Annotated in this window: 16 protein-coding genes; 2 read left to right on the plus strand and 14 right to left on the minus strand. The window is 57.7% G+C overall.

Features of this window, described 5'->3' with window-relative positions; translation table 11 throughout:
• Nucleotides 1-294: 294 nt before the first annotated feature.
• Nucleotides 295-816, plus strand: coding sequence for a GFA family protein (locus tag RCCGE510_RS12835; protein WP_007630522.1), 522 nt, complete (start codon nucleotides 295-297; stop codon nucleotides 814-816).
• Nucleotides 817-1,279: 463 nt separating this feature from the next.
• On the plus strand, nucleotides 1,280-2,410 hold the full coding sequence (locus RCCGE510_RS12845) for an RNA ligase (protein ID WP_007630524.1): 1,131 nt from the start codon (nucleotides 1,280-1,282) through the stop codon (nucleotides 2,408-2,410).
• 286 nt (nucleotides 2,411-2,696) lie between these two features.
• Here RCCGE510_RS12845 and RCCGE510_RS12850 read toward each other — a convergent pair whose 3' ends face one another.
• From RCCGE510_RS12850 to RCCGE510_RS12915, 14 genes are all read right to left on the minus strand, one after another.
• Complete coding sequence (locus tag RCCGE510_RS12850) at nucleotides 2,697-3,299, minus strand: hypothetical protein (RefSeq protein WP_037078559.1); 603 nt, start codon at nucleotides 3,297-3,299, stop codon at nucleotides 2,697-2,699.
• 217 nt (nucleotides 3,300-3,516) lie between these two features.
• Entirely contained in the window at nucleotides 3,517-4,164 is a 648-nt protein-coding gene (locus RCCGE510_RS12855; RefSeq protein WP_007630526.1) for a hypothetical protein, read from the minus strand.
• Between the two features lie 214 nt (nucleotides 4,165-4,378).
• The gene (locus RCCGE510_RS12860) at nucleotides 4,379-5,314 is read right to left on the minus strand and encodes a sialate O-acetylesterase (protein ID WP_007630527.1); all 936 of its coding nucleotides are present in this window, start codon (nucleotides 5,312-5,314) and stop codon (nucleotides 4,379-4,381) included.
• Nucleotides 5,315-5,880: 566 nt separating this feature from the next.
• The gene (locus RCCGE510_RS12865; protein ID WP_007630528.1) at nucleotides 5,881-6,219 is read right to left on the minus strand and encodes a hypothetical protein; all 339 of its coding nucleotides are present in this window, start codon (nucleotides 6,217-6,219) and stop codon (nucleotides 5,881-5,883) included.
• Nucleotides 6,220-6,226: 7 nt separating this feature from the next.
• Nucleotides 6,227-6,787 (minus strand): hypothetical protein, encoded by a 561-nt coding sequence (locus tag RCCGE510_RS12870; RefSeq protein WP_037078549.1) that lies wholly within the window; start codon nucleotides 6,785-6,787, stop codon nucleotides 6,227-6,229.
• Between the two features lie 3 nt (nucleotides 6,788-6,790).
• The gene (locus tag RCCGE510_RS12875) at nucleotides 6,791-9,151 is read right to left on the minus strand and encodes a SpoIIE family protein phosphatase (RefSeq protein ID WP_007630532.1); all 2,361 of its coding nucleotides are present in this window, start codon (nucleotides 9,149-9,151) and stop codon (nucleotides 6,791-6,793) included.
• Nucleotides 9,148-10,320, minus strand: a complete 1,173-nt coding sequence (locus tag RCCGE510_RS12880; protein ID WP_007630536.1) for a class I SAM-dependent methyltransferase — start codon at nucleotides 10,318-10,320, stop codon at nucleotides 9,148-9,150. The genes RCCGE510_RS12875 and RCCGE510_RS12880 overlap by 4 nt, the downstream gene beginning before the upstream one ends.
• A complete protein-coding gene (locus RCCGE510_RS12885; protein WP_037078562.1) occupies nucleotides 10,317-10,823 on the minus strand; it encodes a hypothetical protein in 507 nt (168 codons plus the stop codon). The genes RCCGE510_RS12880 and RCCGE510_RS12885 overlap by 4 nt, the downstream gene beginning before the upstream one ends.
• A gap of 67 nt (nucleotides 10,824-10,890) precedes the next feature.
• Nucleotides 10,891-12,546: an EAL domain-containing protein gene (locus tag RCCGE510_RS12890; protein ID WP_007630538.1), complete on the minus strand. Its 1,656-nt coding sequence runs from the start codon at nucleotides 12,544-12,546 to the stop codon at nucleotides 10,891-10,893.
• A gap of 243 nt (nucleotides 12,547-12,789) precedes the next feature.
• On the minus strand, nucleotides 12,790-13,623 hold the full coding sequence (locus tag RCCGE510_RS12895) for a xylose isomerase (protein WP_037078552.1): 834 nt from the start codon (nucleotides 13,621-13,623) through the stop codon (nucleotides 12,790-12,792).
• The gene (locus tag RCCGE510_RS12900; RefSeq protein WP_007630540.1) at nucleotides 13,620-14,822 is read right to left on the minus strand and encodes an FAD-dependent oxidoreductase; all 1,203 of its coding nucleotides are present in this window, start codon (nucleotides 14,820-14,822) and stop codon (nucleotides 13,620-13,622) included. The genes RCCGE510_RS12895 and RCCGE510_RS12900 overlap by 4 nt, the downstream gene beginning before the upstream one ends.
• A gap of 157 nt (nucleotides 14,823-14,979) precedes the next feature.
• A complete protein-coding gene (locus RCCGE510_RS12905) occupies nucleotides 14,980-15,291 on the minus strand; it encodes a MocE family 2Fe-2S type ferredoxin (protein WP_007630541.1) in 312 nt (103 codons plus the stop codon).
• Nucleotides 15,288-16,322 carry a sterol desaturase family protein gene (locus RCCGE510_RS12910; RefSeq protein WP_007630542.1) on the minus strand — a complete coding sequence of 345 codons (1,035 nt, stop codon included), beginning with the start codon at nucleotides 16,320-16,322 and terminating at the stop codon, nucleotides 15,288-15,290. Before RCCGE510_RS12910 ends, RCCGE510_RS12905 begins: the two co-directional genes overlap by 4 nt.
• Nucleotides 16,323-16,433: 111 nt before the next feature.
• Nucleotides 16,434-17,435 (minus strand): LacI family DNA-binding transcriptional regulator, encoded by a 1,002-nt coding sequence (locus tag RCCGE510_RS12915; RefSeq protein WP_007630543.1) that lies wholly within the window; start codon nucleotides 17,433-17,435, stop codon nucleotides 16,434-16,436.
• Between the last annotated feature and the right edge of the window lie 22 nt (nucleotides 17,436-17,457).

Genomic DNA, 17,457 nt, shown 5'->3' on the forward strand with positions numbered 1-17,457 from the left:
GAGCCTCGAAAGACGAGGCGGGTGCGACGGCGTCAGATGGATGTAAGGGGCAATGTTGCTGCATGCGAGACTCTCTTGAAGGTCGCGCACATCCTCCTGCGCCCGCCATGACAGTGCGGCATCCTCCACCGCTCCTCATGCTGAGGTGCGCAGCCCGAGAGGGCGGAGCCTCGAAGCACGCCACAACGCTGCTTCTTGCATTCGCCGAACTGCAATCTCCTGCCAGGCTGGACGATCAAAAAACGACAACCTAAAAGAGATGAAGCCTAACCCGCCTCTTGAAGGAGAAGAAAAATGGAGCGCATCGAGATGGAGGTGAGCGGCGGCTGCCAGTGCGGTGCCGTGCGCTACCACGCAACCGCGATGTTCGACAATTCGCATCTCTGCCATTGCCGCATGTGCCAGAAAGCCTCGGGCAACCTCTTTGCTGCGCTGGTCGCCGCGCCCGATGATGCGCTCGCCTGGACACGCGGCAAGCCAAGCATCTGGAAGAGCTCGGAGCTTGTCGAGCGCGGCTTCTGCGCCAATTGCGGCACGCCCTTGTTTTTCCACCACCTCGAAAACGGCCGCACCAACCTGATGATCGGCTCGCTCGACGACCCAAACCTCTTCCCGCCGCATGCCAATACTTGCACCGAGAACATTGTGGCATGGTTCGATACGATCACCGACATAGAAAATACCGGCGCGACCGAAAGCAACGGCGCCGACTGGGCCGCGGCCATCAAGCAGAGCAACAACCAGCACCCCGATCACGATACCAGCTCATGGGCGGTGAGGGCGCACGTGACGACTGACTCCGGTTCCGGCGGCTAATCCTTCTAAGCCCCTACGGAGCACCCCAAGTGAGGCTCTCAAAGCGGCCCGCCCCGAGGGGCAGGCCAATTCGCTGCTGGAATAACAGAGCGAGGGGAACTGAAATGCCGGGGAGCATCTGACCATTTCGATCGGCCTGCCGAGTCCGCATGAGCGTGGTAAGCGGTGCCCCAATCACACCTTGTGGCAACCTAGATAATGCCGCGAGAATAAATTCTTTGAGCATGATTGATCGTACCGCTATCTCGAATCGGTTTCACGCTTCGACGCGGGGATCGCGAACGCCAGCAGCGAAATCATTGGCAAAGGCTGTGCTGGGTCCGAACCCAATAGGCGTTGCATCCATCAGAGCGGACAATCAAATCTATTAGTAAATCGCATCTGACGGCGTGGAACGGCTGAACAATTGATAAATTTAGCCAGAATTAATTCTGAAGGCGATAAAAGAGGGCACTGTGAAAAGATGAACGACTCGATACACCCTGCACGCCAAATCCCGTTTCCCGACCTTATCGCTGGCTTGAAGCGAGCCCAAGGGCTAGGCCATGTCCATCGCCGTCCGAACGCAACCAATACTTTGCAGCTCTACATCTATACGCCCCGGTGCGTATATGAGGATGGTTGGGATCAGTTTTCGCTGATCGCTCGCGGTCTCATTGTGGACGAGGGCGCTGGCCGGGTCGTTGCCACGCCGTTTCCGAAGTTTTTCAATGTCGGCGAGCGGCATGGCGAAGTACCCGATCTGCCGTTTGAGGCATTCGAAAAGCTCGATGGTAGTCTGATAATCGTGTTCAATGATGCTGGCCGTTGGCACGCAGCCACCAAAGGCGCGTTCGACTCCGAACAGGCCCTATGGGCTCAAGCACGCTTGGATGCCCACGATCTCTCCGGTCTGTCGCCGGATACGACATATCTGTTCGAGGCGGTATATCCGGAAAACAGAATTGTCGTGCGATATGCGGAGCCTGCCATGGTGATGTTGGCGGCCTACCACGCTTCAGGTCTTGAAGTAACCTACGACGAGGTTCGAACGACCAGCCAAGCGTTGGGATGGCGTGCGGCCGAACGCCATCAGTTCGGGAATATGCCGGACATGATGCTCCATACTGCAACGCTCCCACGCGACAACGAGGGATTTGTGGTTAGATTCACAAATGGCTTGCGCCTCAAACTCAAAGGCTCCGAGTACCGTCGTATCCATGCATTGATCTCACGCTGCACGCCATTGGCAATGTGGGAAGCAATGGCCGCCGGGGACGACATGGCCGCGATTCGTCGTGATTTGCCGGAAGAGTTTTGGAGCGATTTTGACAACATCGTACTCCTCCTGACGAAGGAATACGCGGCGATGGAAAGGAAGGTCGCTGAACTGGCAGCATCTGTCGCCCATCTTTCCGATAAAGAGTTGGGATTGTCGCTCAATTCACTGCCTGCTGACGTGGGTCCTTACGTTTTTGGCTTGCGAAAAGCAGGTGTAATCGTAGGCAAGTCCCGAGACGCGTTGATGCGTTCCATCAGACCCACTGGCAATGTGTTGCCAGGTTACCAGCCGTCATATGCCATGGGGCGTGTGATTGATGAGGCAACATCGTAGATTTGCAGCGTACAGTAACTCTGGCGTGAATGCGGGATTGGAGAAGGCCTCGGCTGAGAGGTTCCTTCGGCTGCGACATTGAGGGAATAATGCGTTAAACAGGGGCATCAAGAAGGAACGTGTGCTTTGCTCCAGAAGGCGCTCGAATTCCTCTGCGGCAGGTCAGTCTGTCCAAGGGGCTAGACTCTGAGTCTCAGAGGCACCTTCAGCGGTCTTTGTCCAGTCGCGCTACACCTTTAGAAGCCCTTAGAGAACGGGTTTTCTGGGATGATAGAGGGACGTCCGCCTAGTTGCCCCAGCCAATTTGGAACCGATCAAATCGAACCTCGCTCAACGGCTGGTTGGAGGGGCCTAGCCTTACCGAACGAAGAACGAGATGAAGCTCGCGGGAATAGTATTGTTCGAAAATAATCGGAGGCAATCCCGTCAGTTCCAGACGGCTGTTGATGGCCCAAACTTTGTAGGAACAAGATGCAATCGTTTCCTCTCCCAAGCCGTCGAACCGAATAAAAGTAGTGCCCGAAACGGATTTTTTGCCATTGAGGAAAAGCGTAGTGTCGGATTGCCAGGTCTTCTTCTGTGGCAGATCGTCCAACGCAATCGCATTCGTGTATTTCAGCTCATGCGTCCCGTTGGGACCAACTCTCTTTTCGACGAGCAAGGGGTGCAAATAGACAGCCGTCACCGGCTGCAGTGAATGGTTACGCTCCACCAGCTTCTGTTCGGAGAGACCCGAACCGTCCGGCTTGTAGAATACGGAAAAGAAAGGCACTTCTCTCGTCAGCAGCACGCCCTGTTTGGTCTCGTTGGCGGTCAAGCAATTGCCAAAGGCTGGCACCGCTAAAGTTACTCCGACCAGTAGCCCCAAACTTCTTAGCAAGATCGACATCCCAGATACCCCTTGCATGTTCATTTCGTACCAATCATCTAAAAATTAGTGCGAATTGAACATGCAAAGGGCTGCCGGCTCGATCAGCATGTCTGCACCCGAAATTGCTCAAAAAAATAGAGCATTTCCGCTACTTTGACAAAGACGGAAATGCTCTCGTAGTTTAGTGCGAAGCACGACCACTGGGCGCTTCGCTCCGCCTGCACCTCACTGGCGGCTATTGATCGAGCGTCGCAGGAGCGGCGTTCTCAAGCGAGGTGCGGATTTGATCGATCTTTCCATTCGCTTCGCCCACGCCGAGAATGTCTTTGGCTTCGGCCAGGACCGCTGGGCTGACGTGACCGGTTTTCGTTGCCGAAGCCAATGCATCCTCAAGCGCCTCATCCCCCAACAAAGGGTCATCGGTCGCGGGTTCGATTCCATTGTCGAGTTCATACTGAGCATAAGCCACGGCATAGGCCGAAATGGCCGTCATGCGTGGGTCCGACGTATGCATCAATGCCCTATAATTTCGCTTCAAGGAGTTGAGGCCCGCAAGCTGCGCCGACAGGTTCTTTTCTCTCGTGCCGATTTTAGCCTCGTCTGCTTTGGCGGACTTGGACTTGCCCGCCGCCTCGCCGGATTTGCCTCTCACGCCTTGAGAGTTGGAGTTGCCATGGGTCGAACCGCTGCCCCGGTTGCCGCTGCCCTGGTTGCCGCTGTTTCCATTGCCGCCGCCGTGACCGCCCCCATTGCCTCCTCCATTTCCACCGCCGTTTCCACCGTCCTTTGCCAGTGCGACCATGCTGAGCCCGGCAATCGTTACCGGGCTTGCTGCCAGCGCCAGCGACAGCACGGCCAGGGACGCTATGGTTGCTATCCGCATCGTTCTTCTCCGAGTCAGAATATCAAGAGCCGTGCCGGTGCACGACGTGAGCAGATACCAAAGATTAGACGGTGATCGCGCATTGCGCATCGGCCCGAGGTCTGATGCAGAGCCCCGGCTATGGTCCTATGGGACCCACTGGCCAAGGTAGGCCTCGGCCTCGTCGGTGACTTGAGCCGAAGCTCGCCAAGGCGCGAAAACGGTTCGGGGAAGACTATCGCGAGCTTTCCAGGCGGCGATCGCCGCGCAGAAGGTCCAGCCAGGCCCGCGACACTTTCTCCGCGCCTGTGCCCCCGATATGGCAATCATCGTAGCGGTCATCCCCATCGAGCAACGCGTCAGAATTTGCGCCCTCTCGGATACCACGGCCGCTTTTTAACAAGGCCAGTTGCGCCCGTACGATCGCATTGTCTGCAATATGCTCCTTGAAGCCGCCGTTGCTCGGTTCGAGGCATTTCGATGCGATCGAAATGTAAACGGGTGCTTCGACGCCGTGCTGACGCAATGTGTCGACCATCGACAGGAAATAATCCCGATAGGCCTCCGCAGTGGTGCCCATAACGAGGTCCTTCTCTCCTTGCACCCAGAGGACGCTTGTTATCCGATAGCCGGAATCCTGAAGCTGTTTCATTGTCTCGACCAGCACAGGATTGAGGTCACCGCCTGCCGCCCATCGTGCGACCTCAGATCCGGAGTATGCGAGCGGTGCGAGGATGACGCTGTCATTTTGTCCTGATGCGATCAATTCGTTCCCGAGAAGCGTCCAGTACTCTCCCTTGGTATCGGTCGATCCAAGAAGTGGCGACGCCGCGATGAAGCACCGTTTGTCAAAGGCGTTTACAACGCGAGCGCCATAATTTGACCGATGCCGTTGTCCACCGTCGTTGGCCGCGTTCGATTGGCCAAGAAGCAGTAAGACAGCCGTTCGATCAGTTTGAGTCGGGCAGGGCACAGGTGTTTTTGATTCATCCCCGATCAGTCGTTCCTTGTTGTCGAAAGTATAACGGCTTGGAGCCGCCGCCTTCTCCGCCTCAACCATTTTCCTCAGCGCGGAAAATTCTGGCCAAGGAAAGATCTCATGTCTCGCGCTCATGCCGCCGAGAAAGTACATGGCGATCAAGGCCAGGCCGACTGCTATTGGCTTGCGCATGTCGTTACCCCTGGAACATCGTTCGATGAGCCTGAGGACCGATCAAGGCTGACAGCCATGAACGTTCCTTTACATCAGCCACATCTGCTTGCTCGGGCATGCTCTTTAAAAAAGAGTTCGTCGCGAAGATTGAGCCCCAATCGGCGACATCATCGGGTGGAGTCGCCGAAAACTTGCTCTAAAGTATAGTCCGGACCAGTGATTGCAATCATCCGGTTGGGTGAGGGATCGTGCCGGCTATGCGGCATGCAGTTCCATGGAAAAACTCCCGTTGCTCGTCCATGGAAAGGCGATCACAGATTGGGCGGCGAGGACAACGTCGGAGCGGAGCACCGGTTACCGGCGTCACGCGAGTGAGCCGCCTATTTGGGGCGTGACCTGTCACTGAACTTTCATCCGGCGATTGGAGCCTCGGCGAGTTTGGTGCCCCAAACCTTGGACCGCCGGAAGCTAGAGTTTTCCGGCCTCATTCAGTGCGGCGGGCTCGCGAAGCATCCGAGTGCTTAGGCCGGCGAAGTTTGGCGAGAGGGCGGTCCCAAGGAGCAGAGCCGAAGAGGCTCTTCAACTCACGCCAACCGCAAGTCGAGAAGCGGATGCAATTTCTTGAGATTCGGCAGAGACTTCGCTTGCCAGGGATATTGGTGCGTGCCTTTGACGACGAGCAGCAGGTCGCCCATTTTTCTGGCTTCAATGGTCAACTTGGCCAGGAGATTTATACCGGAGGAATTGAGGAACTGGAGACCGGTCAGGTTGAAGGTCACCTGTTTGTGCCCGTCGTGGAGCAGGCCTGTTATCAATGAGTAGATGGGCGCATAGGCGTCCGGGCCGGCCAGTCGGAATACCCCATCGAAATACACTTCGTTTTGTTCCGCCCATACGCGGAAGTTTTCGTCACTGATTTCCATTCTTCGCTCACGGATTGGAGGAGGGCGGCATCGCCACGGCTGCAGTCGTCGTCAGTATGATACGCTCACCTTCATTCTCTTCGAATGCCCATGCCATTTTTGCGTCGTAATCGCTCAGAAGGGTGAGTAACCCCAAGCCCGAACCGCTTGCTGTCGATATGGCGTTGGTTTCGATTTGCTCAAGAAGAAGTTCTCCGGGGTCCCTCGATTGGAGGCGATGCAATAGTTGCTGAAAGCGAGCGGATGTCACGCCATCGATCGTGTTCTGCACCCTGATCAAAAACGACCCGTCGAATATGCCGGCTTCAATAAGGATCTCACCAGGCTGTCGAAACTTCACGGCGTTTTCGATCAACTCGTTGCTGAGGTATCCGATGTCATGATGGGCCTGCATGTAGCCCTTCCTCGAACTCGAATACCGCAGAGCCATGACTTCCGCTATGAAGTCCGACGTCATTCCCGAGTGCTTCCATCCAAGCTGAAGGGGGCCATCCGTTAAGGTCAGCCGCGTGCCCGAATCCAGACTTATGCCGGCCAAAGATTCGATGCCGTATACCGTTGGCCTCATGTCTCACCTATGCCGCACTGCGAGTAGCGTGATGTCGTCGTAAATCTTCTGCGATCCGATAAAGAGCATGAGTGTCGCGACGATTTCGGAAACGACTTTCTCAGCGCTCAGATCCTTCAAGCGAACTGCTTCGCAGCACAGGCGGTCCATGCCAAACAGTTCTCCGGCGTCGTTTTCGGCTTCCGTTACCCCGTCCGTATGCAGGAGGATGAGGTCGCCTTTTTCGAAGGCTATTTCACGGGTTTTGATGAAGGCGGAAATATCGGCTTCGAGCCCGATCGGAATACCCAGATCCATGGTGTCTATGCGCTCAACCTCGCCGTTTGCCCGCACGACGACAACTTCCTCGTGTTGCCCCGACAGGATCATCTCTTTTCCGTCGTAGTCAAGAAACGCCAAAGTGAGGTGCTTATCGATTTTGGTCCTGACTATATTTTTAAATAGGGCGCTGTTCAGGTTGGTGAGAAATTTCACCGCATCGGTGTTTCCGGCTTCCTGCAGGGCGCGGGCGACGGACTGAACCATCAACATCAACACGCCGCTTTCCAGCCCGTGGCCGGTGACGTCGCCGATGCCGATCTTCAACCGGCTTCCGTTCTTCAAGACGTCGTAGTAATCGCCGCCGACTTCTTCCGCCGGTCTCATATACGCTGCGATCTCCAGCGCCTGAAACTCCTCGAGCTCCTGATGCAGCGGAAGCACCATGAGCTGGATCCTCTCGGCGACGGCGAGCTCGGTTCCGAGGCGGCGATTTTCCCGCTGGAGCTGCGCGTTCAGCGTCGAAATCTCTTCCTTTGCATCTTCGATCTGCGCGGTTCGCTCTTCGACGAGCTGCTCGAGATTTTCGGTGTGATAGCTGATTTCTTCGGCCATCCGATTGAATGCTTCGCCGGCTTCGCCGACCTCATCCTTGCTTCTGATCGCTACCCGGACCGAATAATCCTTCGCCTGAATCCGTTTGGCGGCATTGGCCAGTGCACTGATGCCGCCGGTTATCCGTTTCGATGCCGCAAAGACCGCAATCGTCACGATCAGCAGCGACATCAGGATCGCCAGAATTTGGTAGAACACGATCCGGTTCGTCGCGTCGGAAATTTTGGCCTGGGCCGCATAGAGCGAGGCATCGATTTCTCGCTCCGGCACAACCACTCCAAGCAACATCGCCTCCTGCCGGACCGGGCCACTGGACCAGAGATTGGTCGCAGGCAGTTTCTTGACGATGACGATATACGGGACCTCGCTGCCATCCCGCTGCAACAGCAGATGTTGGATGCCCTGTTCGCGGTCAAGGGCCAGTTTTGCGATCGCAGGCTGGGAGCTTCCCTTCAGGGAGCGCTCCAGGCCGGTCACGCCGGTTCCGCTCGCATCGCTGGCGGCACGCAGACCGAGGGTTTTTTCGCCTGTGCTGTTGATTGCCACGACGTTGCCGTCGGACATTGCGAGGAATCCAAAGCCGGATTGGGCCACTTTGACATTTTCAACCGTCTGCGCGAGCTGGTCGAGTGTGATATCGGCGCCGGCCGTCCCGGCGACATCCTTCCTGTCGGCTGTCCATAGCGGATGAAAAAAACTGACGATCAGCTTGCCGGTAATGGCGTCCGTATAGGGAGCTGTCTGGGTTATGTCGTCGGCGACCGGTCGCGTTTTGCCATCCTTGGCCCAGCCCTGCCAGGATTCATAAAGTCCGGGAAAAAAGAAGTCCCAGAAATTGGCCTCGTTGTGACCGGGATAAAGCCGATCGAAAGTCTGGGCCTGGTCGGTATAAGGCGCGGTCCTGAAGATCGGTCGTTCTTTCGATCCGATGTAATACATCTGCAGCTTCGAAGCACCGTGCTGCAGCAGGCTCGGCGCAACAAGATCGAGAACCGCGCTCGTCTGAATATCGTTCTCAACGTCGGGTCTCGGCTTCTGGTCTTGTCCGAGTAAGTAACCCCAGACGCTCACGACCGAGACTGAGCCCGGAGCGTTCTGAGACCACCGCCCCTGCTGATCGTAAGAGAGGCTGACGCTGCCTGGAGATGTGTTCGCGATAGCGGTGCCGACGTCCGAATTGCGTTTGGGATCGTCGATCTGCGCCTGGAGCACACCTGCGAGCGTACTGACGTCGCTATGAACCTGCCGCAGCAGCAAACTTACCTGTGCTGCGGTCGAGTCCGCATATGTGCGGATATATTCCTGGCTTGCAGCTTCAAGACCCTGGCCGACCTCGAGCGTTGCGTCACGCGACAGCCTCTGAACGTTCCAAAGTGCCAGTCCACCGCTGACCAGCAAGTCAAAGAGGACTGCTCCACCGACGACCAGGATGAACTTTGCCCGAAATGAGCCCAGCCTTGTCGGTCTTTTCGATGTTGATCCCTCCATCATAGCGGCTTTCGGCCGGAAGCCGCCCAGATTGGCCAGCCTGCGTAACCTTTGGGGTGAAGGGCAGCAAAGACGTGATCTTTGAATCCTTGCCGGAACCTGCGGATAAAATCCACTGAGTCGCCGCGTCGGACGGCCATCTCACCCGCATAGACATTTTCCCAGGCTTCGATGATATCAGCGAAGTCCTGCGGATCCCCGTCGAGGTTCGTCACCATGAAGCAATCGACCTTGATGCTATCGAACCCCGCGTCGGCAAGGAGATGGCGGCTTTTCGGCCCCATCTCGACATCCATGTCGAAGTGCCTGAACAGTTTGGCGACTTCCTCGTAAGTCCATTTTATCGTTTCTGCATGGGGCTCGCCCAGACAATGCGAATTTTTTTCGTTGGTGATGTAGACACGGCCGCCGGGCTTGCAGATGCGGTAAAGCTCTCGCAGCAGCATTTCGGGACGGTTGAAAATCTGCAGCGAGTGTCGGCAGGTCACAAAGTCGAATTGATTGTCCCGAAGCAGCATTTGGGAAGCGTCACCATAGGTATACTCGATGCCTCGCAGATCGAAATCGGCAGCGACCCTGCGAGCATATTCGAGGCTGCGCACCGAATGATCCAGTGCGACAAGGCGTGCCGGTTTGAATTCCCGTTGAAGCAAGGCCGCGAAATCACCGATGCCGCAACAGATATCGGCGACGGCAACGCCACTGCGCAAACCGTGGCGCGGCAGCAGTTCGCGCTCGTGCCTCCATGTCATTTTCGTCTGGGTGCGGAGAATGGGAATGAAGGTCTCATCCTCGACGAAACTCTGGCCCGGATAAAACGCCGAATCGTAGACTTCAACCGATAAGTTCGGTTGTGATGCCACCAAAGTCTCGAACAGCGAGGTCGACCAGGCCACCACGCTGGATGTAATGATGACGATCTTCCGTTCCGGCCTGGTCCGGCAGCTTGCCGCCAGTATATCGGACAGGGCTGAGAAAGCCGTCATGTTGATGTGCGTCAGGCGTTTGACGTTAAGGTAAACGACGCCGCTGTATTTTTCCAAAGTTTGCCGCACCAGCTTGAGGGCATCGGCAATCTCGGTTGCACTTTCGGGCCGCATTTTGCCAGACAGCAACAGCTCCTGATTTGTCGGATCAAAACGGACGGTGAAGGGTAGGGCAAGCAGGTTCATTGGAAGTCCTCGGCCGAGGGGAAATCCGCAATGATTTGAATCCCCTGCGCACCGTTTTTCTCAATTCGGATAGCGGCCCGGAATAGGGTTGCCAAATTTCGGAGCAAAATCGTCCCGTCGGACTTCAAGACCAAGTCGGATCCGGCGCCCAGGAGCGACTGTCGTTCGCTTGATCTCGCACTCGTGCTCTGCCAGCCAAATGCTTCCTCGCAGGCAAACGCAATTCTCAGCCGGTTGAAGGTCGCGCTCCGATAGAGACTGAAACTTATCCTTCCCGGCTCATCCGTCGAACGGAACGCAATTTCAATCAGCTCGTTGGCCGCAACGGAAAGAAAATTCGAATATCGAGCGGGATCGCTGTGACCTTGGCCGAGAATTTCCGAGAGGTATTCGGTAATCCTATCGCAAAACTGCCACTGAGATTTGAACATTGCAACGTTCAGTTCCAACGATATCATCGGCGCCAATGCATGGTCGTCGAAGCAAGATGTTTGCTCTTCCAATACAGTCTCCATTCGTTTGCCCTGGAGCGTCGGGTTGATGTGTGCCCTCTAAAAACAGCGAAAATCGTTATTCGCATGGTAGCGCCCGGCTTACGGATGTTTCAGCCCGGGCGATGAAGTCTCGGATTGCCTCAACCGGAAGCGGCCTGCTGACCAGATAGCCTTGCAGCCTGTCGCAGCCGACGCTCTGCAGCCATTCCGCCTGAGCCGGCGTCTCGACCCCTTCGGCTGTCACCTGCATGTCGAGTCCATGTGCGAGGTCGACAATACAGCGAACGATCGTCTGGCTTTTCGGATCGCCTTCCAGATCGGTGATGAAATATTTGTCGATTTTGATCGTGTCGAAAGGGAATGTCTTCAGATAGCTCAGGGAAGAATATTCGGTCCCGAAATCGTCAAGCGAGATTCGTATCCCGAGTACATTGAGAGTATTCAAGGTATCGATGTTATTGACGGTCCGCTCGAGCAGCACGCTTTCGGTGATCTCCAGCTCCAGACGCTCGGGCGGAAGTCCCACAAGGTCCAGCGTCTGCGAAATCCGATCCGTGAGGCCGCTTGTCAGGAATTCCGCCGCCGACACATTGACGGCGACGATGTAATTCTCAGGCCACTTCACCGCCTCACGGCATGCCTGCTCCAAAACCCATGCGCCGATGTCAGGCATCATTCCGTCGGCCTCGGCCATCGGAATGAATGCTGCTGGCGGAATTCTGCCAAGCAGCGGGTGGTGCCATCTCAGCAATGCTTCGAAGCCGACAATGCGGTCGCCTTCGGCCAAAGGTTGATACTCGACGAAGAATTGCTGTTGGACCAAAGCCATGCGCAGGCTGCGGCGCAGCAATTCGCGTTGCTCCAGCAATTCAAGCATCGAGGGATCGAAGGCATTTGCCCTGCCGCGGCCTTCTTTCTTCGCGGCGTAGAGGGCGAGGTCGGACGCCTTCATAAGCTGTTCAGGACTTGTCCCGTCCGGCGGCGCGGTAGAAATGCCGATGCTGGTACCGACAAAGACTGCGATGCCATCGACCGTGAAGGGCTTTTTGAATGCGGCAACCAAAACTTCTGCCAGCCGCTGCGCTTTGGCCGGATGTCCCGCGCCCATGGAAATCACGGTGAATTCGTCACCAGCCAGTCGATAGGCTCTGTCATCACCGGTCAGGCAGTCTTGAATACGCCTCGCAGCAAGTTGGAGAACCTTGTCGCCAGCCGGATGCCCGAGCGTGTCGTTCACGGGTTTGAAATCGTCCAGGTCGAGCTGCATCAGCGACAGAGTCTCGTTCGAACCTGCGGTCTCCTGCAGCAATTCCGTGAGGTCCTCGCCGAATTGGCGCCGGTTCGGCAGCCCCGTCAGCGGATCGTGGGTTGCCAGATGCAAGAGGGTTGCGCGCTCATCGTCAACAAGCTCCTCGGACCGAACCACGGCAAACAGATCGCCGATCCGATAAATTGTAAGCCCGTGCCACCCGGGCCTGCCGAGATCGCCCGATATTCGCAAAGGCGGGGCACTCTCATCCAGTGAGTGCAAGGCGAGCGCTATCGCCGATTTGTCCAGCTCTGGAAAATGCTCCCAGAGCGATGCTGCCGATTTTACGGAAGCAGGCAGCTCATTGCCCAGGAAATTCTCGACGGGATTGAAATCGCGGTCAAAGAACAAAAGCCGGTCGATCGAACTCGAAGCTCTTGCCTCTGTTCTTCCGAGGGCCGAGCGGGCCGCAATTTTCCGCATCTCCGAGGCTCTCCTTAGTCAATGTCCCAGCCAAATATTATGGCAACTCCACTCTCGCAGAACTTGTGCTCGTTAAGATTTACATTAGGCATTTCTGATTAACAATCCCCAAACCTCCACTCAACCTGTTGATGTTGTGTGGATGCGCGGCACTGATCTGTCAGACAGATCGCCACCATTGGGACGTGGCTACAAGGAGGGCGCGGCGAGAGGAAGGGATCGATGTTTCGGCTGTTCGTTCGTTCAGGCGGTGGCGGCCCACAACTCGTGCACCATCCGCCGAAGCGCCCGGGCCTCCGCCCATCTGTCCGTCGAATCGTTGCCGTCTCTGCCGGTGATTGCATAGGGTTTGGGACCCAGCTCGCAGGTAAACACAAGCACGGCGTCATCGGCGGCGCGTGATCGCCAGTTGCGAAAGCCGTATTCCCACCAGTCGAGGAAGAGATCGACCCAGGGCCGGTGATGCGGGAAGGAGATTTCGATCTGCACCTGCTCGCTCGAGGCGACCCGGCCGTGAAATGCATGGGCGTTCTGCAGGATGCGTCGGATGAGAGCGTGGTTCTCCTCATCGACTGGAAAGGCGAATTCGCGGCTGACCAGGAAATGCGAAAGGTCGGCCAGCAGCGGCAGTTCGGGACGTCGATCTAGCAGATCCAGCGTAAAGAACAGGTCCGCGGTCATCCTGTCGCGATGCGTTTCGATGAACACGGGAATGCCGGCATCTTCAGCGAGCCGCATCCAGCCATCGAGAAGCGGCAGGCAGGCATCGATGTGGCGCGGGCGGATATCGGGTTGCAGGTTGATGTGACTGACCGGAAACTCCGAGGCAAGTTCCAGTGGCAGACATAGATCCTCGACGCAGCGAGGGAAGCAGATCCCCTCGATTTTCAAGCCGGTGCCCCTGATGGCCTCGTTGAGGCGAACGACATCCCGGCGGTTGGTGTAATGCGCGCTGATGCCGTCAAAGCCCGCTTTGGAGATCATCGCGATGTTGTCGTCGAGTGTGCGCTCGAACCCATCGGTGTGCCGGCGCTCCATGGCCCAGAGCGATTGGAAGACCAACAGCTTCTGCATCACGCCGCCCGTGCGCTTTTCAAAAGGGTCTTGAGGTTAACAGCTGGGTTGGCGAGGTCCCCAGGCTCCGGGCTGATATCTGTGGCAATCAGCATCTCGGCGAGCTTGATGTCCCTGGCCAGGCCATTGCCGACGCCAAGGCCCGCCGCTGCCACAAGGCGGCCATCGTCGAGATAGAATTCGAGCTCGCCCTCCGTGGCCGGACGCAGGACGATCTGATGGGTGGGCTGCGGCAGTCCCGCCACCTGGAGGCCAAGATCATACTGGTCGGACCAGAACCAGGGGAGGGTGTTAAAGGTCTCGGCGGCTCCGACCATGTTTCGTGCCGCGGTTTCGGCCTGCGTCCTGGCGTTCCGCCAGCTTTCATAGCGGATATATCCTCCGCCGGGCTGGGCCACCGCCGCGCAATCGCCTGCCGCGAAAATGTTCGGCGCGCTGGTGCGAAGGCAGTTATCCGTCAGGACCCCGTTGCCTGTGGCCAGTCCCGATGCTTCCGCCAAAGCGATGTCAGGCAGGACTCCGATGGCGCCGACGATAAGATCGGCGTGCACCACGCTGCCATCGGTCAGCGTGACGCCGTCGTCGCTGATCGCCGCCACGCCCCGGTCGAGGTGAAAGCGCACACCTTCGGCAGCGTGTCTGGTGTGCAGCTTTTCGGCAAAACGGGCGGGGACGGCGCGGCCCAGAGGTCTCAGTGCCGCTTCGATCACGCTGACGGCAACGTCCTTTCCGCGGAGGACCGATGCGAGTTCCATCCCGATCAAACCGGCGCCGATGATCGCCACGCTCTGGCCCGGCGCAATCCCGGAGAATATCGCTTCGGCGTCGGCGTGGGTACGGAAGTCGAGTGCCCGCGCTGCACCGGGACATGTGAGCCGTCTCGGCCGCGCGCCGGTGGCCAGAAGCAGCTTTTCGTAACGCAGCACCCGCCCGTCGCTCAAGCCAACCGCTCCGGCGGCGGTATTGATCGTCGAAGCCGACAGGCCCTTGAGATAGGTGATGCCGGCCGCCTCCAGTGCGTCAGCCGCGCAAATCAGCTTCATCTGCGCGCCGTTGATGGTCTTCGACAAGGGAGGCCGTTCATAGGGCAGGTGTGGCTCGGCTCCGACCAGCGTGATGGATCCGCAATAGCCTGCTTCGCGCAGGGCAAAGGCTGCCCGGGTGCCGGATTCGCCCGCACCGATAATGACGATACCGTCCATGTTTTCTCCGTGGAAAGGGCGGCCGGCGCTCGTGAGGAGGAGACGCCGGCCGGGGAGGATCGGTCGCATCAGATTTTGATTCATGCGACACGCTTTAGGCCTTGATTTTTATGCATGTCTTTATTCCGGGACCGCTTCAAATTTCCGGGCGACATCTTTAGCCGAGGGCCAGGCGAACTTCTCCGTCGATCACCTCTGCCGGATAGGTTTTCAGGTTCTCGCAGGCGGGAAGTCGCAATGCCTCGCCGGTGCGATAGTCGAAGGCGCCCGAATGCTTCGGACATTCCACCTCGAAATCCATGACCAATCCGTCGGCGAGATGGATCGCTTCGTGGGTGCAGAGCCCGGCGGTGCAGTAGACGCTGTCATCCGGACCACGGTAGATCGCGTAGGTGCGGCCGCCATGGTCGAAGCGGATGGCCCCTTCCTGTTCGATCTGGTCGAGTTTGCCAGCTGAAACCCAGGTCATTCGGCGGCCCCACCGACTTCCAGGCGAGCCTTGCGGACCGCCAATTTTTCCTTCCGCCTGCGATAGCGTTCCTGCATCTGAGCCTCGCCTTCGGGGGAGCCGTCGTGCCAGGTGCCGAACCACCTATCGAGCGGGATCAGGGCGTCGCCGTAGTTCACCTCGAAATATTTGTGATGGAGGTAATGCGCATAGGCGTGGCTATCGACCAGCCTCTCCTTGCCGATCTCGACCTTGTCGAAGCCGACATGGCCGGGAATTGCCCCAAAACCCGCATAATGCAGCTGATAGAGCATGATGATCGGGTTGGAGGGCAGGAACAGATGGTAGAACGCGGTGCCGAAATAGAGCAGGTGCTCGATCGGGTGCATCGACAGCGACGACCAGGGCGAAGGGTTCACCGAATTGTGGTGGACCGAGTGCACCCATTTGTAGAGGAAAGGCGTATGGATCAGCCGGTGTATGCAGAAGAAGTGGAACTCATGAATGATCGGCACCACGAGTGCGACAAGTGCCAGCGTCCATGGATTTTCGGCAAAGCTCAGCCACGGCGCGTAGCCATTGGCATAGGCCCAGAGCATCCCGACCTCGACGGCCGTCCAGATCGTCACGCCTGACAGGAAGGTGCGAAGAATATTGTCGAGGTTCTGGCGTTCGAACCAGAAGGCGTTGTTCCTCTGGTCGGCCGGGAACTTGCCATTGTACTTGAAGCGGTTTTGCTGCCGCTTCAACACGTAGAGATGCAATTCGAAGGCGCCGTAGAACAGGAAGACCGCGATGGCGTTCACCGCATAGAGCCATGCGATCCAGCCAAGGCTCAGCGTCTGCATCATGTCGACCGGGGGAATGACCCAAGCCCAATAGGCGAGCGCAGAGACCGCAAAAATGAGGTTCCAGGGAAGGAAGTAGTGCGGCAGCCATTTCAGGACCGCCGTCAGCCGCGGCGGAAAGGCGAAAAGCGGCGCGGTCTCGGCCGGCCGGTCCGGCGCCCAGTCGCCGCGCTTGTTGCGTTTGCCGAATTTCAGATCATCCATTGGCATCTCCTTGCGGCGCGCCGGATGTTTCCGCGTCGCCCACCTATCTCTGCTGACGCGAAATTAGCAGGGGTGCTGGTGAATGCCGAAGCCTTCCTTGATCTGATTAGATCAAAGCCCTTCCTTGGTGATGGTGATGAAACGGATCGGCGCCTGGTCCGGTTTGATATCGGTCAAGCCGATTCTATTCAGAACGACATCGAGCGCCCGCCGCGCCTGCGCCTCCGGCGCCTGATCCAGCACCACATCCATGATGCCGTCCTGCAGGGCCGCTCGGGTGTAATCGGTCAATTCGTGCCCGACGAAAAACACGTCGCGGCCGCGCGGGTGCCGGCGAAGCACCTCGATCAGGGCGGAGTTGGCGCCGCCGGCATTGTAGAGCCCGGCAAGGCCGGGATAGATTTCCAGGGCCGACCACAGGAGATCGGCGCTGAGACGCTCCTCATCGCCGCCAAATCCCAGCCATTCGAAGCTGGAGGCGCCGGGATAATCACGAAAATAAGCGGAGAAGCCGCGGATCCGATCGCGATGCACCTGATAGATGGGGTGGCAGATTGCAACGACAGGGCCGGCCCGCGGAGCCATTCGGCTGATATAGAGCGCGGCCGTCCGACCGGCGGCATTGTTGTCGATGCCGATGAATTCTCCGACGCGCTCGGACGCGCGGGTGACGACGTGGACGACCGGCAGGCCTTGCGCATTGACCTGTTCCACCGCCGCACTGATTACAGGGCTGCTCGGCACTGCCAGGATCAGCCCGGCCCGTGAAAGGTCGGTAGACAGGATGCGTCGCGCAATCCCCTCGGCGTTCATCTCGTCGGTGAAGCTGCGATGCACGACGACCAAAGGGTCGAGCGTTGCCGCAATTCTCTCGAAAGCATGGGAAAGGCGACGGTAGAAGCTGGTCTCGGGACGAACCATCAGCACTTCTATCCTGAGGAGGCCGCGATGGGTCTCGGGAAGCTTGCGCGGGTAGTCCAAGCGACGTGCGGCGGATATGACCTTCTCCACAAGTTCGGGACGAACACCTCCACGCCCATTCAGCACCCGTTCGACCGTTGCAGTTCCCACGCCGGCATGGCGGGCGATGTCCCGATAATTCGGCTTGCTCACTGTCGAAGTCCTTCGGTGGGCT

The sequence above is a fragment of the Rhizobium sp. CCGE 510 genome, assembly GCF_000292525.1.
In the GTDB taxonomy this organism is placed as follows: Bacteria; Pseudomonadota; Alphaproteobacteria; order Rhizobiales; family Rhizobiaceae; genus Rhizobium.